Origin of the sequence: Selenomonas sp. KH1T6, assembly GCF_900108415.1 — a bacterium.
GTDB classification, from domain to species: Bacteria; Bacillota; Negativicutes; order Selenomonadales; family Selenomonadaceae; genus Selenomonas_B; species Selenomonas_B ruminantium_A.
Map to the genome: position 1 here is coordinate 22,017 of NZ_FNWN01000007.1, position 19,712 is coordinate 41,728.

Annotated in this window: 20 protein-coding genes and 1 pseudogene; 20 read left to right on the plus strand and 1 reads right to left on the minus strand. The window is 50.0% G+C overall.

Translation table 11 applies throughout. The features are described 5' to 3' along the window. The first annotated feature begins 64 nt into the window (after window positions 1-64). From BLW59_RS06400 to BLW59_RS06445, 11 genes and pseudogenes are all read left to right on the plus strand, one after another. Window positions 65-1,399, plus strand: coding sequence for a bifunctional folylpolyglutamate synthase/dihydrofolate synthase (locus BLW59_RS06400; RefSeq protein WP_074697126.1), 1,335 nt, complete (start codon window positions 65-67; stop codon window positions 1,397-1,399). Window positions 1,400-1,409: 10 nt separating this feature from the next. Further along, a pseudogene (locus BLW59_RS06405) lies at window positions 1,410-2,786 on the plus strand (O-antigen ligase family protein); the annotation flags it as partial. A 307-nt stretch (window positions 2,787-3,093) separates the two neighbouring features. Then, entirely contained in the window at window positions 3,094-3,747 is a 654-nt protein-coding gene (locus tag BLW59_RS06410) for a redox-sensing transcriptional repressor Rex (RefSeq protein ID WP_029540668.1), read from the plus strand. A gap of 172 nt (window positions 3,748-3,919) precedes the next feature. Then, the gene (locus BLW59_RS06415) at window positions 3,920-5,419 is read left to right on the plus strand and encodes an acetyl-CoA hydrolase/transferase family protein (protein ID WP_029540666.1); all 1,500 of its coding nucleotides are present in this window, start codon (window positions 3,920-3,922) and stop codon (window positions 5,417-5,419) included. Window positions 5,420-5,501: 82 nt separating this feature from the next. Continuing rightward, window positions 5,502-7,148, plus strand: a complete 1,647-nt coding sequence (locus tag BLW59_RS06420; protein WP_074697128.1) for an acyl-CoA mutase large subunit family protein — start codon at window positions 5,502-5,504, stop codon at window positions 7,146-7,148. An 18-nt stretch (window positions 7,149-7,166) separates the two neighbouring features. Then, window positions 7,167-7,562 (plus strand): cobalamin B12-binding domain-containing protein, encoded by a 396-nt coding sequence (locus BLW59_RS06425; protein WP_029540664.1) that lies wholly within the window; start codon window positions 7,167-7,169, stop codon window positions 7,560-7,562. A gap of 209 nt (window positions 7,563-7,771) precedes the next feature. Continuing rightward, complete coding sequence (gene meaB, locus BLW59_RS06430; RefSeq protein ID WP_029540662.1) at window positions 7,772-8,704, plus strand: methylmalonyl Co-A mutase-associated GTPase MeaB; 933 nt, start codon at window positions 7,772-7,774, stop codon at window positions 8,702-8,704. Between the two features lie 30 nt (window positions 8,705-8,734). Then, on the plus strand, window positions 8,735-9,148 hold the full coding sequence (gene mce, locus BLW59_RS06435; RefSeq protein ID WP_029540661.1) for a methylmalonyl-CoA epimerase: 414 nt from the start codon (window positions 8,735-8,737) through the stop codon (window positions 9,146-9,148). Between the two features lie 116 nt (window positions 9,149-9,264). Then, window positions 9,265-10,794, plus strand: a complete 1,530-nt coding sequence (gene mmdA / locus BLW59_RS06440) for a methylmalonyl-CoA decarboxylase subunit alpha (protein ID WP_029540660.1) — start codon at window positions 9,265-9,267, stop codon at window positions 10,792-10,794. Between the two features lie 42 nt (window positions 10,795-10,836). Further along, window positions 10,837-10,977 carry a hypothetical protein gene (locus BLW59_RS17710; protein WP_029540659.1) on the plus strand — a complete coding sequence of 47 codons (141 nt, stop codon included), beginning with the start codon at window positions 10,837-10,839 and terminating at the stop codon, window positions 10,975-10,977. Window positions 10,978-11,001: 24 nt separating this feature from the next. Next, window positions 11,002-11,391: a biotin/lipoyl-containing protein gene (locus tag BLW59_RS06445; RefSeq protein WP_029540658.1), complete on the plus strand. Its 390-nt coding sequence runs from the start codon at window positions 11,002-11,004 to the stop codon at window positions 11,389-11,391. A 73-nt stretch (window positions 11,392-11,464) separates the two neighbouring features. On the opposite strand, the gene BLW59_RS06450 is transcribed toward BLW59_RS06445, so the two are convergent. Further along, on the minus strand, window positions 11,465-11,848 hold the full coding sequence (locus tag BLW59_RS06450) for a hypothetical protein (RefSeq protein ID WP_029540656.1): 384 nt from the start codon (window positions 11,846-11,848) through the stop codon (window positions 11,465-11,467). A 237-nt stretch (window positions 11,849-12,085) separates the two neighbouring features. Between BLW59_RS06450 and BLW59_RS06455 the strand changes: the two genes are divergently transcribed. From BLW59_RS06455 to BLW59_RS06490, 9 genes are all read left to right on the plus strand, one after another. Beyond that, a complete protein-coding gene (locus BLW59_RS06455; protein ID WP_175463369.1) occupies window positions 12,086-12,697 on the plus strand; it encodes a DeoR/GlpR family DNA-binding transcription regulator in 612 nt (203 codons plus the stop codon). Then, on the plus strand, window positions 12,637-12,849 hold the full coding sequence (locus BLW59_RS17075) for a DeoR/GlpR family DNA-binding transcription regulator (protein WP_081348420.1): 213 nt from the start codon (window positions 12,637-12,639) through the stop codon (window positions 12,847-12,849). The genes BLW59_RS06455 and BLW59_RS17075 overlap by 61 nt, the downstream gene beginning before the upstream one ends. Window positions 12,850-12,934: 85 nt before the next feature. After that, window positions 12,935-13,201, plus strand: a complete 267-nt coding sequence (locus BLW59_RS06460; protein ID WP_029540654.1) for a DUF4160 domain-containing protein — start codon at window positions 12,935-12,937, stop codon at window positions 13,199-13,201. A gap of 15 nt (window positions 13,202-13,216) precedes the next feature. Next, window positions 13,217-13,453 (plus strand): DUF2442 domain-containing protein, encoded by a 237-nt coding sequence (locus tag BLW59_RS06465; protein WP_029540653.1) that lies wholly within the window; start codon window positions 13,217-13,219, stop codon window positions 13,451-13,453. 93 nt (window positions 13,454-13,546) lie between these two features. Then, a complete protein-coding gene (locus tag BLW59_RS06470) occupies window positions 13,547-13,759 on the plus strand; it encodes a hypothetical protein (protein ID WP_074697129.1) in 213 nt (70 codons plus the stop codon). An 86-nt stretch (window positions 13,760-13,845) separates the two neighbouring features. After that, on the plus strand, window positions 13,846-14,160 hold the full coding sequence (locus tag BLW59_RS06475) for a hypothetical protein (protein ID WP_074697130.1): 315 nt from the start codon (window positions 13,846-13,848) through the stop codon (window positions 14,158-14,160). After that, on the plus strand, window positions 14,097-15,446 hold the full coding sequence (locus BLW59_RS06480) for a DUF4435 domain-containing protein (protein WP_139283573.1): 1,350 nt from the start codon (window positions 14,097-14,099) through the stop codon (window positions 15,444-15,446). Before BLW59_RS06475 ends, BLW59_RS06480 begins: the two co-directional genes overlap by 64 nt. 89 nt (window positions 15,447-15,535) lie before the next feature. Next, the gene (locus BLW59_RS06485; RefSeq protein ID WP_074697132.1) at window positions 15,536-17,044 is read left to right on the plus strand and encodes a site-specific DNA-methyltransferase; all 1,509 of its coding nucleotides are present in this window, start codon (window positions 15,536-15,538) and stop codon (window positions 17,042-17,044) included. Window positions 17,045-17,056: 12 nt separating this feature from the next. After that, window positions 17,057-19,654: a DEAD/DEAH box helicase gene (locus BLW59_RS06490; RefSeq protein WP_074697133.1), complete on the plus strand. Its 2,598-nt coding sequence runs from the start codon at window positions 17,057-17,059 to the stop codon at window positions 19,652-19,654. Window positions 19,655-19,712: the final 58 nt, after the last annotated feature.

A 19,712-nucleotide genomic window follows, 5' to 3' on the forward strand; every position in this document is an offset into this window, starting at 1 on the left:
TTTAGGGCGTAAAGAGAGAGAATTTACGATGTTAATTGAGAGAATTAGGATAGGAGCAGAGAGGATGAATTATCAGGAAGCTCTGGATTATCTGGAGGGCTTAAATGTCTTTGGCATCAGGCTGGGGCTTTCCCGCATCACCAGGCTTTTGGAACTGTTGGACTTGCCCCAGGAGAGGTATCGCACCATTCATGTGACGGGCACCAACGGCAAGGGCTCTGTATCTGCCATGTTGGAAAGCATTATCAGGCGTTCTGGACTGCATGTGGGACTTTATACATCTCCACATCTTTCTTCATATACGGAGCGCATGCAGGTGAATGGTCAGCCCATCAGCCAACAGGAGTTTGCAGACTGCCTTTCCACCATCAGGGCCTATGTGGAGCAGATGATGGCGGAGGGGGAGGAGTGCCCCACTCAGTTTGAGGTTCTGACGGCGCTGGCCTTCTTTTATTTTGCCATGAAGCAGGTGGATTATGCGGTCATAGAGGTGGGGCTGGGAGGTCTATTGGACTCTACCAATGTGATAGTGCCGGAAATCTCTGTCATCACCAATGTGGCCCTGGAGCATGCCGACCGCTGCGGCGGCACTTTGGAAGGTGTGGCGGAGCATAAGGCAGGCATCATTAAAAATGGCGTGCCGGTGGTGACTGCGGCAACGGGCATTCCTTTGGAAATCATTCGCCAGAAGGCGGAGGAAATGAACACGGATATTTTTGTGGCAGGGGAGGATTTTGCAGCCGCTGCCACGGGCTTTGACCTGGAGAGGCACACCCAGGGCCTCAGCTTCAACTCAGCTCTCCTGGGGATTTCTGAGGAAAACTTTGAGGTAAGGCTTTTAGGGACTCATCAGGTGCAGAATGCTTCCTTGGCTATTATGGCAGCGGAGCTTTTGCGCAATGTGGAACCCAAGGTGGACAGTGATGTCATTCGTGAAGGGCTGAATATGGTTTCCTGGGGAGCACGGTTCGAGCAGATGAATTGCGGGGGGCGGGAAATCGTCATTGACGGTGCCCATAATCCTGCGGGCATCAAGGTCCTGCGGGAGAGCCTCGATCTTTATTATCCGGCCAAAGAGCGTGTGTTCCTGTTGGGCATCTTGCATGACAAGGATATAGGCCATATGCTGGAAAGCCTGTTGCGGCCCAGTGACGTGGTGGTGGTTACGCCGCCCAAGTCTGACAGGGCAGAAGCTGCGGCAGAACTTGTGAGACGGGTGTCAGGCCGTGTAAGCCATGTGGAAGCATATGAGGATAACGAAGAAGCTCTTGACCGGGCTTTGGAACTGGCGGGGAAAAATCGCCTGCTGGTTCTCTGTGGCTCCCTTTACCTGGTAGGGGGGCTTCGCCAGAGTTTGCTGGCACGCAGGGGAAGAGAGCGGGGTGAAGCAAATGGATGAGCATAAGGATATGGTGGAACTGCGGAAGGAAGCTGCCAGGCTTCGCTATGCTGCCTACCTAAAGAGCTGGACAGAAAATGCCCTCTATGCGGAGGCATTTTTGCTGGCTCTGTGGCCAACCGGGGCAACCATTGCCCTACTGGCTGGCGTGGCTTTGCTGCTGGTGCGGTTTCGCATGGAGAAGGATTTCTGTTTCCGTCATCTGCCCCTGGATGTGCCGGTGGTGCTCTTTGCCCTGCTGGGGGCAGCTTCCATCATCATGTCCCCGGATAAGGGCTTCAGTTTCTATAACTATTACAATCTGGTAGGTGTGTACCTGCTGACCTACTTCCTGGCGGGGCAGGTGGTGAGGGACGCCCGGCAGGTGCGCCTGCTGCTGGCAGTCATAGGCACCGCCGCCTGTGCGGTTATCCTCTATGGCTTCTACCAGTTCCTTTTCGGCATCGACACTGCCGCCATGAAATGGGTGGACGGGGAGGCCTTCCCGGAGCTGAAGAAGAGGGTTTTCTCCACCTGGGAGAACCCCAATATCCTGGCCGGGTATCTTGATATCATGGCCTGCCTGGCCATGGGGCAGCTTGTCACCTGCGGCAATCGCGACAGGCGCATAGTCATCGGCGTCTTCATGCTGGCGGCGGTGGCCTGCCTGGCCATGACTTATGCCCGTGGCGCCTGCCTGGTGCTGGCGGTGATACTTGCCGGCTATGGTGTGCTGAAGGACTGGCGGGTGCTGCTGGCCTGTGTGGGGGTGGCGGGGGCATTACTGCTTCTCGATCCGGTGCTTTACGAGCGCATGCTGTCCGTCTTTACCAAGGTGGACACTTCTACGGAAATGCGCCTGGCCTTCTGGGAGAGCACCTGGGCCATGATACAGGACCATCCCTTCCTGGGCATTGGCTGGGGAGCTTTCTATCTGGTATACCCTGAGTATGATTTCTACATGCAGGGGGCTCCCATCCTGATTGTCCATGCCCACAATATGTATCTGAACTATGCGGCGGAAATTGGCCTGCCGGGAGCTCTGGCGTTCTTCTGGTTCTTCTTCGGCAGCATCTATCTTGCCTTCAGGGCGAGATTCCCCATGCCCAAGCCACATCTGGTCATAACCCCCTTCACCTTGAAGGACGAGGGGCCTGACAAGGAACTGGCTGATATCACCGCTACGATTGAGGCTTCCATGCCCCAGCCTGCCCGGCACTTCTGGCATGAGGTCTTTGATGTGGAAGAATGGAGGCTTCTGTCCGGCCTATCCCTGGGTTTGGGGCTGGCCTTCATTTCCATCGCCTTGAACGGCCTCACTGACCATCTGCTTTTCAATATCCCGTCCTCTATGTTTTTCTGGCTGCTGGCAGCTTTGATGGCAGCCGTGAGCCTTATGCAGGAGGAACCTGAAAAGGTGGAAGAGGCAAAAGAAGAGGCCGGGGAAGAAAAACCTCAGGTGATCTATGAGGTCAGGTTAGACGGCGCAGAGGAGAAAGCACAGGAAGCGGAGACTCCTGCCGAAGAGCCTGAAACAGAAGAGCTCAAACAAGAAGAAACTAAAAAAGAAGAACCTGAAAAGGAAGATACTGAGGAGAAAGATACTGAAGGGGCAAAGTCCGAAGAGGAAGAAATTGAAGCAAAGCTGGAGGAAAAACTGGCTCTCTTTGAGAAGATGAAGAAGCCGGAGGACAGAAAGGAAGGCGAGGACAGTCATGAAGAAGGAAAAGACTAAGGTGCCGGGCATCTCCCGGGCCACCATCGACAGGCTGCCCCTGTACTTCCGCACCCTGCGGCTGGTGCAGGACGAGGGACTGGATATCATCTCCTCAGATGAGCTGGGCAAACGCCTGGGCATCACCCCGGAGCAGATCAGGAAGGACCTTGCTTCCTTCGGCCAGTTTGGCAAGAAGGGCGTAGGCTACTATGTCAACGAGCTCAAGCGCAATGTAGGCCACATCCTGGGCCTTGACCATCATCTGAACATCGCGGTGGTAGGCATAGGGCATCTGGGGGTGGCTCTGGCCAACTATCAGAACTTCGTGGCCCTGGGCTTCAATCTGGTGGCCCTCTTCGACCAGGATCCCCATGTCATCGGTACAGTGGTGAACCATGTGAAGGTGGAGGACAGCAAGAATCTCAGGCAGATTGTCCGGGAAAGGAATATCCAGATTGGCATCATCGCCGTGCCTGCGGCCTTCGCCCAGGGAGTGGCGGATGAGCTGGTGGAGGCGGGGATCCAGGGCATCTGGAACTTTGCTCCCATCAAGATGCATGTGCCTGAAAGCGTGCCTCTGGTCAATGAGGATCTGTCCATTGGTCTCAGCAGTTTGTCCTACTATCTTACACGCTCAAAGTTATCAACGTGAAGAATGTCACAAAATCCATAAACGCCGTCAAGTCAAGGCTTGACGGCGTTTTTTTTTCGTGCTATCCTAAGTCATGGAGCATAATTTGTATTGGGTGGTATGATAATCTATAATTATGATTCATCATATTTATAACTTGATGTTATAGCCACCGATAAGGGGAGGATTTTCAATGATTGATATTCTCGATCGTGTACGCAACAAGGCCCTGCAGGAGAAGATCGTCACGGCTGAAGAGGCCGCCGCTTTCTTCAAGCCGGGCATGAATGTGGCATGCAGCGGCTTCACTGCTTCGGCTTATCCCAAGGCAGTGCCCATGGCCCTGGCAGAGCGCATGAAGAAAGAACCGTTCACTGTGAACATCTGGACTGGCGCTTCTACCGGCCCGGAACTGGACGATGTGCTGGCTCAGGTACACGGCATCAAAAAGCGTCTGCCCTATCAGACGGACACTATGCTGAGGAAGGAAATCAATGATGGCTCGGTGGATTACCTCGACCTTCATCTTTCTGAAAGCGCCCAGCTGAGCCGTTGCGGCTACTTGGGCAAAGTAGATGTGGCTTTGGTGGAGGCCTGCGCCATCACCGAAGAGGGCAATCTCATCCCCACCACCTCCCTGGGCAACGCTGCTTCCTATGTGCAGAGCGCTGACAAGGTCATCGTGGAAATCAACACCACCCAGCCTCTGGAGCTGGAGGGCATGCACGATGTGTATGTGCCCCTTGACCCGCCCAATCGTCTGCCAATTCCCATTGTTAAGGCAGATGACAGGGTAGGCACCAACTACATCCCCTGCACCCCGGACAAGATTCTCTACATTGTCCCCTGCGACATTGCTGACCACACTCGTCCGCTTTCTCCCATTGACGAGAATTCCAAGAAGATGAGTGCTTTCACTTTGGACTTCCTCAAGAAGGAAATCGCAGCAGGCCGCATGCCGGAAAACCTCCTGCCCCTGCAGTCTGGCGTAGGCAATGTGGCTAACGCTGTCATTGCAGGCTTCGTGGATTCCGACCTCAAGGATCTCACGGTCTACACCGAGGTTATCCAGGACGGCATGCTTGACCTCATTGATGCAGGCAAGCTCAACTTTGCTTCCGGCACGGCCTTCTCGCCGTCTCCGGAGGGCATGGCCCGTTTCTATAAGGATGTGGCCAAGTACAAGAAGTATCTGCTGCTGCGTCCTGAGGAGATTTCCAACTCTCCCGAGGTTGTGCATCGCCTGGGAGTCATTGCCATGAACACCGCCATTGAGGTGGATATCTACGGCAATGTCAACTCCACCCATATCACCGGCACCAAGATGATGAACGGCATCGGCGGCAGCGGCGACTTCGCCCGCAACGCTTACCTCACCATCTTCTACACCCCGTCTGTGGCAAAGGATGGCAAGATTTCTTCTGTGGTGCCCATGTGCTCCCATATCGACCATACGGAGCATGATGTGGACATCATCATCACCGAGCAGGGCATTGCAGACCTGCGCGGCAAGGCTCCCCGCGAGAGGGCTTTGGAAATCATCAACAACTGCGCACATCCGGACTATCGTCCGATTCTCCTTGACTACTACAACAGGGCCACGGAGAAGTGCCACCATGCACATACGCCCCATATCCTTGAGGAAGCTCTTTCTTTCCATGAGAAGTTCCTTGAGACGGGCTGCATGAAGTAAAAGATACCCCGTAACTTAAAATAGAGGCTGGCATTCAAAGCAGCCAAATCCACTGAATGAAACTTAATAGGGAGGATTCACTATGAGCAACGAAAAGATCCAGGAAGAGCTCGCCAAGTACAAAGCGAGTGTCGAGAAGGCCATTGCCCGTTTCCCTGAGCGTGACCACCTGCCGGAGCAGCGCCTCTACACTCCCCTTGACATCAAGGGTGATGACTATGCAGAGGAAATCAGCTTCCCCGGTGTATATCCCTACACCCGCGGCGTGCAGCCCACTATGTATCGCGGCCGTTTCTGGACCATGCGCATGTATGCAGGCTTCTCCACTGCTGAGGAGTCCAACAAGCGCTATCGCTATCTGATCGAGTCCGGCGCTACGGGCCTGTCCTGCGCCTTTGACCTGCCCACCCAGATCGGTTACGACTCCGATGATCCGATTTCCGAGGGTGAGGTCGGCAAGGTTGGCGTGGCTATCGACTCCCTGGCAGATATGGAAGTGCTCTTTGACCAGATTGACCTGGGCAAGGTTTCCACCTCCATGACCATCAATGCTCCTGCTTCCGTGCTGCTGGCTATGTATATCGCCGTGGCTGAGAAGCAGGGGGTTGCTCCGGATCAGCTCAAGGGTACCATCCAGAATGATATCCTGAAGGAGTATGCAGCCCGCGGCACTTACATCTTCCCGCCGCGTCCTTCCATGCGCCTGATCACCAACATCTTTGAGTATTGCTCTCAGAATGTGCCGAAGTGGAACACCATCTCCATCTCCGGTTACCATATCCGCGAGGCAGGCTCCACTGCTTCCCAGGAAATCGCCTTCACCATTGCCGACGGTATCGCTTACGTCGAGGCTGCCATCAAGGCTGGTCTGGACGTTGATGCCTTCGCAGGCCGTCTCTCCTTCTTCTGGAACGCCCACAACAATGTGCTGGAGGAAGTCGCCAAGTTCCGCGCTTCCCGCCGCATCTGGGCCAAGATAATGAAGGAGCGTTTCCACGCCAAGAGCCCCAAGTCCATGATGCTCCGTTTCCATACCCAGACTGCAGGCTCCATGCTGACGGCTCAGCAGCCTAACAACAACATCATCCGCGTGGCCCTCCAGACGGCAGCTGCTGTCATGGGCGGCACCCAGTCCCTCCATACCAATTCCCGTGATGAGGCTCTGGCCCTGCCCACCGAGGAGTCCGTAATGATCGCCCTGCGCACCCAGCAGATCGTGGCTTATGAGAGCGGCCTGGCCGATGTCATCGACCCGCTGGCTGGCTCCTACTATGTAGAGGCCATGACTGACCGCATCGAGAAGGAAGCCATGGAGTACATCCAGAAGATTGACGACATGGGCGGCGCTGTGGCAGCTATCGAGAAGGGCTATATCCAGAAGGAAATCCAGGACAGCGCTTACAAGTGGCAGATGGATGTTGAGTCCGGTGCCCGCACCATCGTAGGCGTGAACAAGTTCCAGATTGAGGAAGAGCCTCCCAAGAACCTCCTGCGGGTAGATGCTTCCGTAGGCGAGAAGCAGGTCAAGAAGCTGCATGACATGAAGGCCAAGCGTGACAACGAGGCCGTTAAGGCAGCTCTTGCCGACCTGAAGAAGGCCTGCCAGGACGAGAATGAGAACCTTATGCCTCATATCCTGGCCGCTGTCAAGACTTATGCAACTCTCGGCGAAATCTGCAACGTGATGCGCGAAGTCTTTGGCGAGTACGAAGCACATATCAGCCTGTAAGATACGGAGGTAATTGAGATGGAAAAGAAGATCAGAGTATTAGTTGCAAAGCCGGGCCTTGACGGCCATGACCGCGGTGCAAAGGTTATCGCCCGCGCCCTGCGCGATGCTGGTTTCGAGGTTATCTACACTGGCCTCAGGCAGACCCCGGAGCAGATTGCTGAGGCAGCTCTCCAGGAGGATGTCAACGTAGTGGCCATGAGCATCTTGTCCGGTGCTCATCCGCACCTCTTCCCGAAGGTGGTGGAGCTGGTCCGTGAGAAGGGCCTCACCGATGCCCTCATCATCGGCGGCGGCGTTATCCCCGAGGGCGACATTCCCGCTCTCAAGGAAGCCGGCGTGGCAGAGGTCTTCACCCCGGGCACCAACACTGCCGATGTGGTGGAGTTCATCAAGAACAATGTGAAGCTGTAAGAAGCTAAGATAACATGCGAGGGATGACAGCAGCGGTTCTGCTGCCGTCATCCCTTTTTCATTGCTAGGGCGCTCACGACTGGCATTATGCCAACGCTTCACTTGAAAATTTGCTTCGCAAATTTTCACACGTTCCGCTTTTGGCACAACGCCAGCCACTCGCTTACGTTAGCATACTTATTACTGATACAGCGAAGGAGGTGCATGATTTGGATATAGCCAAAGAACTTTTGGCGGGGAACCGCCTGGCACTTTCCAGAGCCATTACGGCTATAGAGAATGAATACGACGAAGCTACCGAAATCATGCGTGAGCTTTATCCCCATACGGGACATGCCTACGTTCTGGGCATCACCGGCCCTCCGGGAGCCGGCAAGAGCACCATGACGGAAAAGATTGCCAAGGCTTACCGTGACCAGGGCAAGACCGTGGGCATCATAGCTGTTGACCCCACCAGCCCCTTTACGGGGGGCGCCATCCTGGGGGACCGCATCCGCATGAATTCCCTGACCCTGGACGAAGGTGTCTTCATCCGCAGCATGGGCACCCGTGGCAGCCTGGGCGGCCTTTCCCATAAGACCGCTGATGCGGTGAAGGCCCTGGATGCCTTTGGCAAGGACATCATCATTGTGGAGACAGTGGGGGTGGGCCAATCAGAGGTGGACATCGTGAAAGCGGCGGACACCACTGTGGTGGTGCTCATTCCCGGCATGGGTGATGACATCCAGGCCATCAAGGCAGGCATCCTGGAAATCGGCGACCTCTTCACCGTCAATAAGTCAGATTTGGACGGGGCGGACAAATTGGTCAAGGAAATCAACATGATGCTTGACCTGGACAGCCTCATGACTGACTGGCGTCCTCCCATTTCCAAGGTGGTGGCAAGCCGCAATGAGGGCATTGACCTCTTGCTGGCAGATGTGGCAAAGCATCGGGCTTACATCGAAGGCAATGGTGAACTGAACCGCCGCCGCACCAAGCGGGCCAAAGATGAGCTGCTGGATATCCTGAGCGCTGGCATTGAGAAGCGCATCAAGGAGCACACGGAAGGCCGCATGGATGGCTTTGTGGAAAGCCTGAAGAAGAGGGAGACAGATCCTTACAGTCTTGTTTCAGATATCATGAGCGAGATGCTCAAGTGATATAGATGTATTTTAGTTAGGAGGATTACTATGTTTAAGATTCTTGGCGTAGATCATATTGGTGTTGCTGTTCCGAACCTGGCTGAGGCCGGCACTTTCTGGAGCGATATCCTGGGCCTGCCCCATACCAAGGATGAGACGGTGGAGGAGCAGAAGGTCACCACTGGTTTCTTCCCCACTCCCAACGGTGCTGAGTTCGAGCTGCTGGAGGCTACCTCCGAGGACAGCCCCATTGCCAAGTACCTTGAGAAGAACGGCGGCCGCTGCGGCATCCAGCATGTAGCTATCCGTGTGGACAACCTTGAGCAGGCTCTGGCTGACCTCAAGGAGAAGGGTGTGCGCCTCATCGATGAGAAGCCCCGCAAGGGTGCAGGCGGCGCTATGATTGCCTTCATCCATCCGAAATCCTCCGGCATTCTCTTGGAACTCTGCCAGCACGATTGATGCTGCCTATGGCTTCCTAAGCCACAGTTATTTGATACCTAGTCATAAATAAGCTTGCAATTTTGTGCCGGATAGTGCAAAATAAGAGAAGCGTGATATTCTCTAGGAGGGATATAATGGCTACAGTTCAAGAGAAAATTGATTTGATGAAAGCTAAGAAAGAGCACATCATGCAGGGCGGCGGCGCTGCCCGCATCGAGAAGCAGCATGCCAAGGGCAAGTACACTGCCCGGGAGCGCATTGAGAAGCTTTTCGACCCTGACTCTTTCGTAGAGCTTGATATGTTTATGAAGCATCGCTGCACCAACTTCGGCCAGGACAAGAAGGACCTGCCGGGTGAGGGCGTTGTTACCGGTTATGGCACGGTGGATGGGCGTCTGGTCTATGCCTTCGCTCAGGACTTCACCGTAGAGGGCGGTTCTCTTGGTGAGAAGCACGCCCACAAGATCTGGAAGGTCATGGACCTGGCCATGAAGATGGGGGCTCCCTGCATCGGCATCAACGATTCCGGCGGCGCCCGCATCCAGGAGGCTGTTGATGCTCTGTCTGGTTACGGCGGCATCTTCTTCCGCAACACCGCAGCTTCCGGCGTCATCCCCCAGATTTCCGTCATCATGGGACCCTGCGCAGGCGGTGCTGTATACAGCCCGGCTATCACGGACTTCATCTATATGGTGAAGAACACCAGCCAGATGTTCATCACCGGTCCGGCGGTCATCAAGTCCGTCACCGCAGAGGAAGTCACGGCAGAAGCCCTGGGCGGCGCCATGACCCACAACAGCCGCAGCGGTGTGGCTCACTTTGCCGCTGAGAACGAGGACGACTGCATCGAGCAGATCCGTTACCTCCTTTCCTTCCTGCCCAGCAACAACATGGAGGATGCTCCTATTGTTGATACTGGTGATGATCCGGACCGTCAGGACGAAGCTCTGAACAGCGTAGTGCCTGACAATCCGAATGCTCCTTATGATATGAAGGACGTTATTCGCGGCATTGTCGATAACGGTGAATTCTATGAGGTGCATCAGCACTTTGCTACCAACATCATCACCTGCTTTGCCCGCTTCGACGGCCGCAGCGTAGGTATCATTGCCAACCAGCCCAATGTGATGGCAGGCTGCCTGGATGTTGATGCTTCCGACAAGGCTGCACGCTTCATCCGCTTCTGCGATGCCTTCAACCTTCCGCTGGTGAACCTGGTTGACGTGCCGGGCTTCCTGCCGGGCGTGGATCAGGAGTACAACGGCATCATCCGCCACGGCGCCAAGATGCTCTATGCCTACAGCGAGGCTACGGTGCCCAAGGTTACGGTCATCACCCGCAAGGCTTATGGCGGTTCCTACATCGCCATGTGCTGCCGCGAGCTGGGGGCTGATCAGGTCATGGCCTGGCCTACTTCCGAGATTGCGGTTATGGGCCCTGCCGGCGCAGCCAACATCATCTTCCGCAAGGACCCGGACAAGGAAGCCAAGACGGCAGAGTATGTGGAGAACTTCGCTACTCCGTATGTGGCAGCAGAGCGCGGCTATGTAGACCAGGTCATCGAGCCTTCCGAGACTCGCCCCTATGTCATCACGGCCCTCAATGCTCTCGCCAGCAAGCGTGAGTCCGGTCCTGCCAAGAAGCACGGCAATATTCCCCTCTAATTTCAAGAGGCGGTATCCCGTTCATTCAGGGAGGTATACACCATGAGTTCCAAAGAAATCAGCCCGGAAGTGGTGGCAGCTATTTCAGCCGCCGTGCAGATGATGGGCGGCGGCAAAGTCCGCGCTGTCCGCATCAAGCCCAGCAACGCCTGGATCATGTCTGCCCGCACTAACCGCAAGTAAAGAGATAAGTTTGGAGGAATAAGCATGAAAAAGTTCAATATTACCGTCAATGGCACCGCTTATGAGGTTGAGGTTGAGGAAGTAAAGAGCCAGGCTGCCGCTGCTCCCAAGGCTGCTGCACCGGCTCCTAAGGCAGCTCCTGCACCGGCTCCGGCTGCTCCCGCAGCTCCTGCTAAGGCTGCTGTGGCTGCAGGCGCTGGCGAGCACTCCATCGATGCTCCCATGCCCGGCAAGATCGTGAAGCTGGTTGCTTCCGAGGGCCAGGCTGTGAAGGCTGGCGACGTGCTCCTCATCCTTGAGGCCATGAAGATGCAGAACGAGATCGCAGCTGATGCTGACGGCGTAGTGAAGACCTTCAACGTCACCGCCGGCCAGAGCGTCAAGGTGCATGATTCCCTGGTTATCCTGGGCTAATTGTCATACAGACAAAAAATTATCCCTCACCTGCGGGTGAGGGATTTTTGCGTATATAAGGAAATAGTAATATTTATGCAGCATGGCGCAGGAGGGGCTGGAGTTTTCTCCAGGCATCCATATCCTCTGCCAGCTCGTCTTCGTCATAGAGCTGCAGCAGCATGGGGAGACTGGCGCCGGTGTAGACGACAGCACGGTCTTTGAGGCCAAGCTGTTCAAGAAGAAGTACTGTCTCGATGCAGGCAGTAGAGTCGAAGGTGTCGGCGAGGACAAGATATGTTTCATTGGGATTCTGTTCCTCACAGGTCTTCAGATAAGCTGCCAATTTCTCTGCTGTTTCCATGTGGGCAGGATGCTTGAAGCAGAAGGCTTCGCAGGTGGGACGGCAGGTGTATTCTGCCAGGGCTTCTTTCAGGACAGCTGCAAGAGAACTGTTGGAAACAAGGATGGTTTTCATGGTAATCTTCCTTTCGGTATAACGATTGATTGTTTTCAGTTTCTGCATCCGGATGCTGTCGTTTTCTTGACTGTATTGTAGCAAGGTCTATGTGCTGTTACAAGCTGAAAATACCAGTTTTTGTTACTTTTAAAGATAAAATGAGCAGTTTTGTTAATTTTTATAGGTTAAATATGTTAAAATAACAATAAAACATAACAAAATCTGGCGTATATGTCAGAAGGGAGGCTGCCTTTCATGAAGGCGTCTGCAAGGCGGGAAGAAATACTCAAATATCTGGAAGCTAATCATACAGGCTACACGGCAGATCTGTGCCGGGAACTGAATGTATCTGCCATGACTATCCGGCGGGATTTTGAATTCATGGCCAGCCAGGGACTGGTGACCTTAATCCGCGGGGGAGCTGCCCTGAATCACGGCACGGCTGTCATCCACAGCCTGAAGTTCCGTCAGACACAGCTGCCCTTGGAAAAACAGCGCATAGCTGAAAGGTGTGCTGCCATGGTCAGTGAAGGCAATGCGGTTTTTATCGACTGCGGTTCCACGGCTGAGCGCATTGCCGAGGCATTGCGGGGCAAGAAGAACATCACCGTGCTGACCAATTCCTTGGATACAGCCCAGGTCCTGAGTACTGCCAAGGGAATCAGGCTCATCATGGTGCCCGGGGAGTTCAACGAGGATATTCGCGGCTTCAATGGCCTGTTGACCACGGATTTTATCCAGCGCTTCCGCATAGATTACCTTTTTCTGGGAGCCAACGGCATTGAGACGCCCAGCATGGCCTCACTGTGCCGGACTATGCAGATGCGGAGACCAAGCGGGTGCTTATCCGCCAGTCCCGCCATGTGATTGTGGCAGCAGACCATGCCAAGCTTGGCGGCGACTTCTTTGAGATTGTGGCCAGGCTGCCAGAGATTGAAGCCGTGGTCACCGACAGCGGCGCCGAGCCCAGCCTGGTGCAGGAACTGAAAGAGGGAGGCACAGAGGTTATTCTGGTTTGAAATTATATAGAAAATTTCATTTTTTTGTGCTAAACTTTAGGCAAAGAGATATTTTTGTTCTTGCTCATAGGGAGATGGATAGATAATGCCTGCTTTGTCAATGTTTTTTGGAATAATTGTTAGAATGCAATGTGAACTTGGAGGGAAACATCACAAAGCGCATATACATGCTCTTTATGGTGATTTTGAGATTGTCATTGCTTTAGATGGAGAAATATTAGAGGGAGAGTTTCCTAAAAAACAATTGAAGATGTTGGAGGGATGGATGGCAATCCATGAAGACGAACTTGCAGCGAATTGGAGAATGCTTTCTGCCGGTGAGGGATACTTTAAAATTGATCCTTTAAGATAAAAAGGAGAGATAGATATGCTTCGACCAACAGCGATTTCTGTTACGCCAAGTGATGATTATATTATTTATGTTAAGTTTGATAATGGTGAAGAAAAAAAGTTTGATGTCAAGCCATACATCAAGGGTGATTGGTATGGTCAATTGAGAAATATTGCATATTTTAAAGCGGTAAAGACGGACGGTTATACTGTTATCTGGCCAGATGGGCAAGATATATGCCCGGATGAACTGTATTTGTATAGCTATGAGTAATATTATCAAGTGGTGGAGAAACTTCGGTAATAATGGCGTGTTGACAGGATATGGCGTTATAATAGGGACAGGTAGATATTGTGAGGTATAAACATGGTGGATCTGAAAGATAGAAAGGAACTTCATAGGGCTGGCATGGAAGCACTCGAAAAAGCCCTTGGCCCGGTGGGGGCTTTGGAGTTCCTTGGCTTCTTCAATTATAATAATGGTGATTATACCAAGGAGAAATATGAACGTCCAGAGCCTTCTATAGAAGAAATTCGGGAGGCTATCAAGGTGAGACGCGAGAAGGCGGAAGCAATGTAGTCTGCATGACTTGGTAATAGCAGAGACGTTGATAGTTCCAGCTATCTGCGCACTCTGCTGTTTTTTTATGAAAGGATAATATATACATGGAGATAAAGATACCGCCATTAAATGGAGAGATGAAAACGATTAAAGATAAGACTTCAATGGTTTTAATTGGTGCAAATGGCTCTGGAAAAACGAGGATGAGTACATGGATAGAATACAATAATGCAGGCATTAACATACATAGGATATCTGCACAAAAATCTCTAAATATGCCAAGATTATCAAGGCCATCAGAAATAAAACAAATTCAAGAGACGTTTTTATATGGTTCAAATAATGATGATAAGGAGTGGTTAAAACAAAATGGGAAAAAGCATATCGTTGGGGTAATAGCCCAGAAACACATTTGTTAGATGATTTTTCTACTTTGATGACTTTGTTGGTAACTGAAGAGTATGAAAAAAGTTTAGAGTTTCGTAAAAAACGCAAGGATGGTAATGATACCTTTGATAATACTACTAAGCTTGAGATATTAAAGAGCATATGGGAAGATGTAATTTCAAACAAAACACTAGAAATAGAGGCTGGAAAGATTGAGGTGTTAAATAAGAATGCGGAAAATCCATCATATAATGGTGCTGATATGAGTGATGGGGAACGTGCTATTTTTTATTTTATCGGTGAAGTGTTATGTGTTCTAGATGATAGTTTAATAATTGTTGATGAGCCAGAAAACCACTTACATAAGTCTATATTGGTGCGTCTTTGGAATGCAATAGAAGCTGCCCGTCCTGATTGCATGTTTTTATATATAACCCACGATTTGGAATTTGCTAAATCACGTACTGATTCTCAAATTATATGGATTAAGGATATGCCCAAGATAGGACATTGGGAATATGAACTTATTAGTGGTGAGGGTTATGTGATAGATGCGTTGTCTATGGAAATAATGGGGAATAGACAAAATGTTTTACTAGTTGAGGGAAAGGATTCAGAAAGCCTTGATAAAAAATTTTATGAACGTCTTTTTCCAGAGTATAATGTTATTGCAGTTGAAAGTTGTGACAAGGTAATAGAATGTACTAAGGCATATAACAGATTGAAAAAATTAAATTATGTTAGTGTGAAAGGTATTATTGATAGGGATCGCCGTTCAGATAAGGAAGTTGAAGAACTTAGCAAAGATTCTATCTATTGTTTGGGTGTGGCAGAAGTTGAAAATTTATTTTTATTACCAGAAATTATTGAAATTGTTGCAGAAAAACTTTATAGAAAAGGCGATTTTGAATGTATTTTAGCTAGTACAAAGGAAAATGTGCTGAGCTTTTTAAGAAAGGAAATTGATAATCAAGCACTGTTGTTTGTGAAACAAGAAATAAATAATGAATTAAATAGACTGATTAATAAATCGTGTAACACGATAGGTGTATATAAACAACAAATTAATTCAATATCAAACTTGATGGATGTGGATAAAATATTTGATAAATACAAAAGAGAGATTCAATCTGTCATTGACACTAATGATTATAATAAGGCATTAAAGATTATCAATAACAAGGGCCTTATCTATGAAAGTAAATTGCCAAGTGAATTTGGCTGGAAACGACAGAGTTATATAGACTATGTCTTTAGGTTGTTAAGCAATTCAAAAGATATGGTAGATATGTTAAGAAAATATATACGTATTAATTAATCATATAGATAAAAGAGTGATGATATGATATATTTATATGATGGGGAAAGATAGAGTATTGCCTAAGAAATTATGGAGGTTTAGCATAGATGCCGGAACTTATGTGGAATGGAAAGGAAGAGGCGGTAAAGGCGGCAGGGAGGGTGCCTTACCGATTGCTTAAAGAGGATAGGAACCTCGGTTATGGTGATGATTCGGAGAATATGCTGATACAGGGGGACAATCTGGCGGCACTTAAATCCTTGTTACCATATTATAAGGAACGCGTTAAGTGTATATACGCGGACCCGCCCTATAATACTGGTTCTGCTTTTGAGCATTATGATGATAATGTAGAACATTCTACTTGGTTGTCTTTGATGTATCCTAGACTTGAATTGCTGAGAGAACTTTTGTCGGAAGATGGGAGTATCTGGATTTCTATTGATGATGATGAAGGACAATATATAAAGGTTATATGTGATGAGATTTTTGGCAGGAATAATTTTGTTGCTACAGTAGTTTGGGAGAAAAAGTATTCTCCGCAAAATGATGCAAAGTGGTTATCTGATAGTCACGATTATGTGTTAGTATACGCAAGAAATAAGGAGTTGTGGCGTCCTAATTTGTTGCCTCGCACTGATGAAATGGATAAGCGTTACAAAAATCCAGACAATGATCCACGTGGTGTATGGAAACCTGCAGATTTTTCTGTCAGAACATATAATAAAGACAACGATTATCAAATAACATTACCAAGTGGACGAGTTGTAAATCCTCCACAAGGCAGGTGTTGGGGGTCAAGTTATGATGAATATTTGTCATTGGTAAAGGAAAATAGGATATGGTTTGGTAAAAATGGTAATAATGTGCCTGCAAGAAAAAAATTCTTAAATGAAGTCAAACAGGGGATGGTTGCAAAAACTATTTGGTATAGGACAGAAGTTGGGGATAATCAAGAAGCCAAGAGAGAGTCTAGGGAATTTAATTCTGATAGTGTGTTTGCTACTCCTAAACCAGAGCGCTTGTTACAAAGAATCTTGCAACTGTCTACACAAAAAAGTGACGTGGTTCTTGACGCTTTCTTAGGCTCCGGCACTACTGCTGCCGTGGCACATAAGATGAACCGCCGTTACATTGGTATTGAAATGGGGGATCATGCAGTGACCCATTGCGTGCCTCGCCTGCAGAAGGTGATTGACGGGGAGCAGGGCGGGATTTCCAAGGCTGTGAACTGGCAGGGGGGAGGCGGATTTCGCTTTTATCGTTTGGGTGAAACTTTATTTGACGAGTACGAGATTATTCGCCCTGATATAAACTTCCTTGAATTGGCGGCGCATATCTGGTTTACAGAAACAAAGCGACCTTACAGTGGTGATGGTAAGAGCCCTCTTTTGGGCGTTCATAATGGTACTGCATACTATTTGCTTTATAACGGTATTTTGGGAGATAAAAAGCCCCAGAGTGGCAATGTGCTGTCAAGGAAAGTGATGTCTATACTGCCTCCTTATGATGGGCCCAAGGTCATTTATGGTGAGCGCACTCTCTTTGGGGCAGCAAAGATGCAGCAGCTTCAGATTACCTTCAAGCATATCCCCACAGAAATCAAGGTTTATTAAGGAGGCGGCGCCATGTTGCAGTTAAAGAACTATCAGGAAGCGGCCTTAAAAAAGTTGGCGGCCTTTCTCGGCTCGGCAAGGCTGGATGGAAAAATTGTACGTGCTTTTGCAAAAGAGCAGGATGCTCAAGGCTATGGGGAAAAGTACAAGAGTATCAAAGGGCTGGAAGATGTCCCCTATATTTGCCTGCGCTTGCCCACTGGGGGAGGCAAGACTCTCTTGGGGTCCTATGCCATTGGCGTAGCGGCAGAGGAATACTTGGAACAGGATTATCCTCTGGTAATATGGCTGGTGCCTACAGATATTATCCGCAAGCAAACTTTGGAGGTATTGCAAAGTACCCATAAAGAGAACCGTCGAGTGCTGGATGAAAGGTTTGGCGGCAATGTGCGGGTTTATGACATTACTGATTTTACTCACTTGCGGCCTCAGGACTTGCGGGATAAGACAAATGTTTTCATAGCTACTTTTGCAGCTTTTCGGGTAAAGTCCAAGGATGGACGTAAAGTTTACCAGACTAACGAGGCATTAGATGCCTGCTTCCGCGATATTCCTTCACAGGACTATTTTGACAAGGACGAGGCAGGGGAGATGTTTCATTCCTTTGCTAACCTGCTTAGCTTTATGCGGCCTCTTATCATCATTGATGAGGCACACAATCATGCCAGCAAGCTATCAGAAGAAGTGCTGAGGAGGCTTCGCCCTTCGGCCATTGTAGAATTGACAGCTACTCCGGCAGCTAACAGTAATGTGCTCTATAAGGTTACTGCTTCGGAACTAAAGGCTGAGGATATGATAAAGTTGCCAGTGATGCTTGAGGAAGCTCAAAGCTGGCAGGGCGCTATTGACAGTGGTATTGAACGGCGTAATGGTTTGGAAAAACTTGCGGAAAATGAGCCCCAGTATCTGCGGCCTATTATGCTAATACAGGCGGAAAACAAAGATAAAGAGGTAACGGTTGAAGTCGTTAGGAATTATCTTATTAAGGAGCATGGTATTCCGGCAGAACAGGTAGCAGTGGCTACGGGGGAGCAGAGGGAGCTCGACGAGGTAAATTTGTTCGATCCTTCCTGCCCTGTGCGTTACGTCATTACTGTGCAAGCCTTGAAAGAAGGCTGGGATTGCTCCTTTGCCTATGTATTCTGCAGTGTGGCGAAGGTCCACTCCAGCAAAGATGCTGAGCAGCTTCTTGGACGCGTGCTTAGGATGCCCTATGCCAAACGGCGCCAGCATGACGCCTTGAATCGGGCTTATGCCCATGTGGCGGTGGACAGTTGGATGAGTGCCGTGGGCAGCTTTAAAGACAATCTTATAGACATGGGGTTCGAGCGTGAAGAAACAGAGGAGGCGGTACAGCCAAACTCGCAGATTTCTTTGCTGGAGGATGAAAAAAAGGAATATGTGCAGAATGCCACGTTGGAATTCTATACAACAGAAGCCCCGGATTTCTCTGGCAATATGGCACTTAATCTTTTAACCGAAGTTGTGAAGGAGGAGAAGACAGGCAAGTACAAAGTCACCATCAAGGAAGCAGATAAGGATAATCTGCGTGATTTGCAGGAACAGGTGACGGAGTGTTTCAAAAATCCTCATGACCAACAGGAAGCCTTGTATGCTGTATCAAGGACAAATGTTTACATCCCGCCTAAAGGGATGGTAGACAAGGGTGTAACCTTTGCCGTCCCCCAGCTTTGTCTTGATTTTGGGGATGGGGCAGAACTGGCGGATCGGGAGGCCTGCCTGGCAGATGGCTGGTCACTATCAAGTTTTTCCGCGGAGTTGCCCGCTTTTGTGGTGGATGAAAGTCGCCATGTTTATGAATTTGATATTTTGGACGGCAAGATTACAGAACAGTTTTCCAGCTCAGAGGAAGGGCCCTTGGGACTGGAGCGCATTACAGATTGGGATGAAAAGAAGTTGGTTATCTGGCTGTCCAGACGGATAACAGCTTTAGACTTAGACTTTGGCGACTTGGTAAACTATCTGCGTAAGGCTGTTGACTATCAGGTGCAGGTCAAGAAAGTGCCCATGGCAGACTTGGTGCGCTTTCGTTTTGTTCTGGCAAAAATACTCAAGGAGCAGATAGAAATCAATCGCAAGGAGGCTTACAAGCAGGGAGTACAGGAAACTCTGTTTGAAGGTGAGGCAGCTAGAGTGACGCCGGAGGTGCAAATGGCTTTTAGGCCGGGACATTATCCTGCTAAGAGTTTTTACCGTGGCAAGGTGAAATTCCAAAAGCATTTCTATGCTTCCATAGGGGATATGGATTCAAAGGATGAAGTGATATGTGCCCAATATATTGACGCACATCCAATGGTGGAAACATGGGTCAGGAACATTCCACGTGATACTCTTAACTCTTTTTGGCTACCAACCCACCAAGATAACTTTTACCCGGATTTTGTGGTCAAGCTGACAGATGGCCGGGTAGCGGCTATCGAGGTCAAAGGCGGTCATTTGGTGACAGCGGATGATTCCAAGGAAAAAGATATGGTTGGCCATGTATGGGCAGAAGCCAGCCAGGGAAAGTGCCTGTTCCTGATGGCCACCCTCAAGGATGCACAGGGACGGGATATTGGCAGACAGGTCAATGAGCTTTTGGGTATGTGAGTTTGATAAAAGCTAGTGGTGCAACATCTTAGGTTAATGAAGAGAATTAAAAAAACAC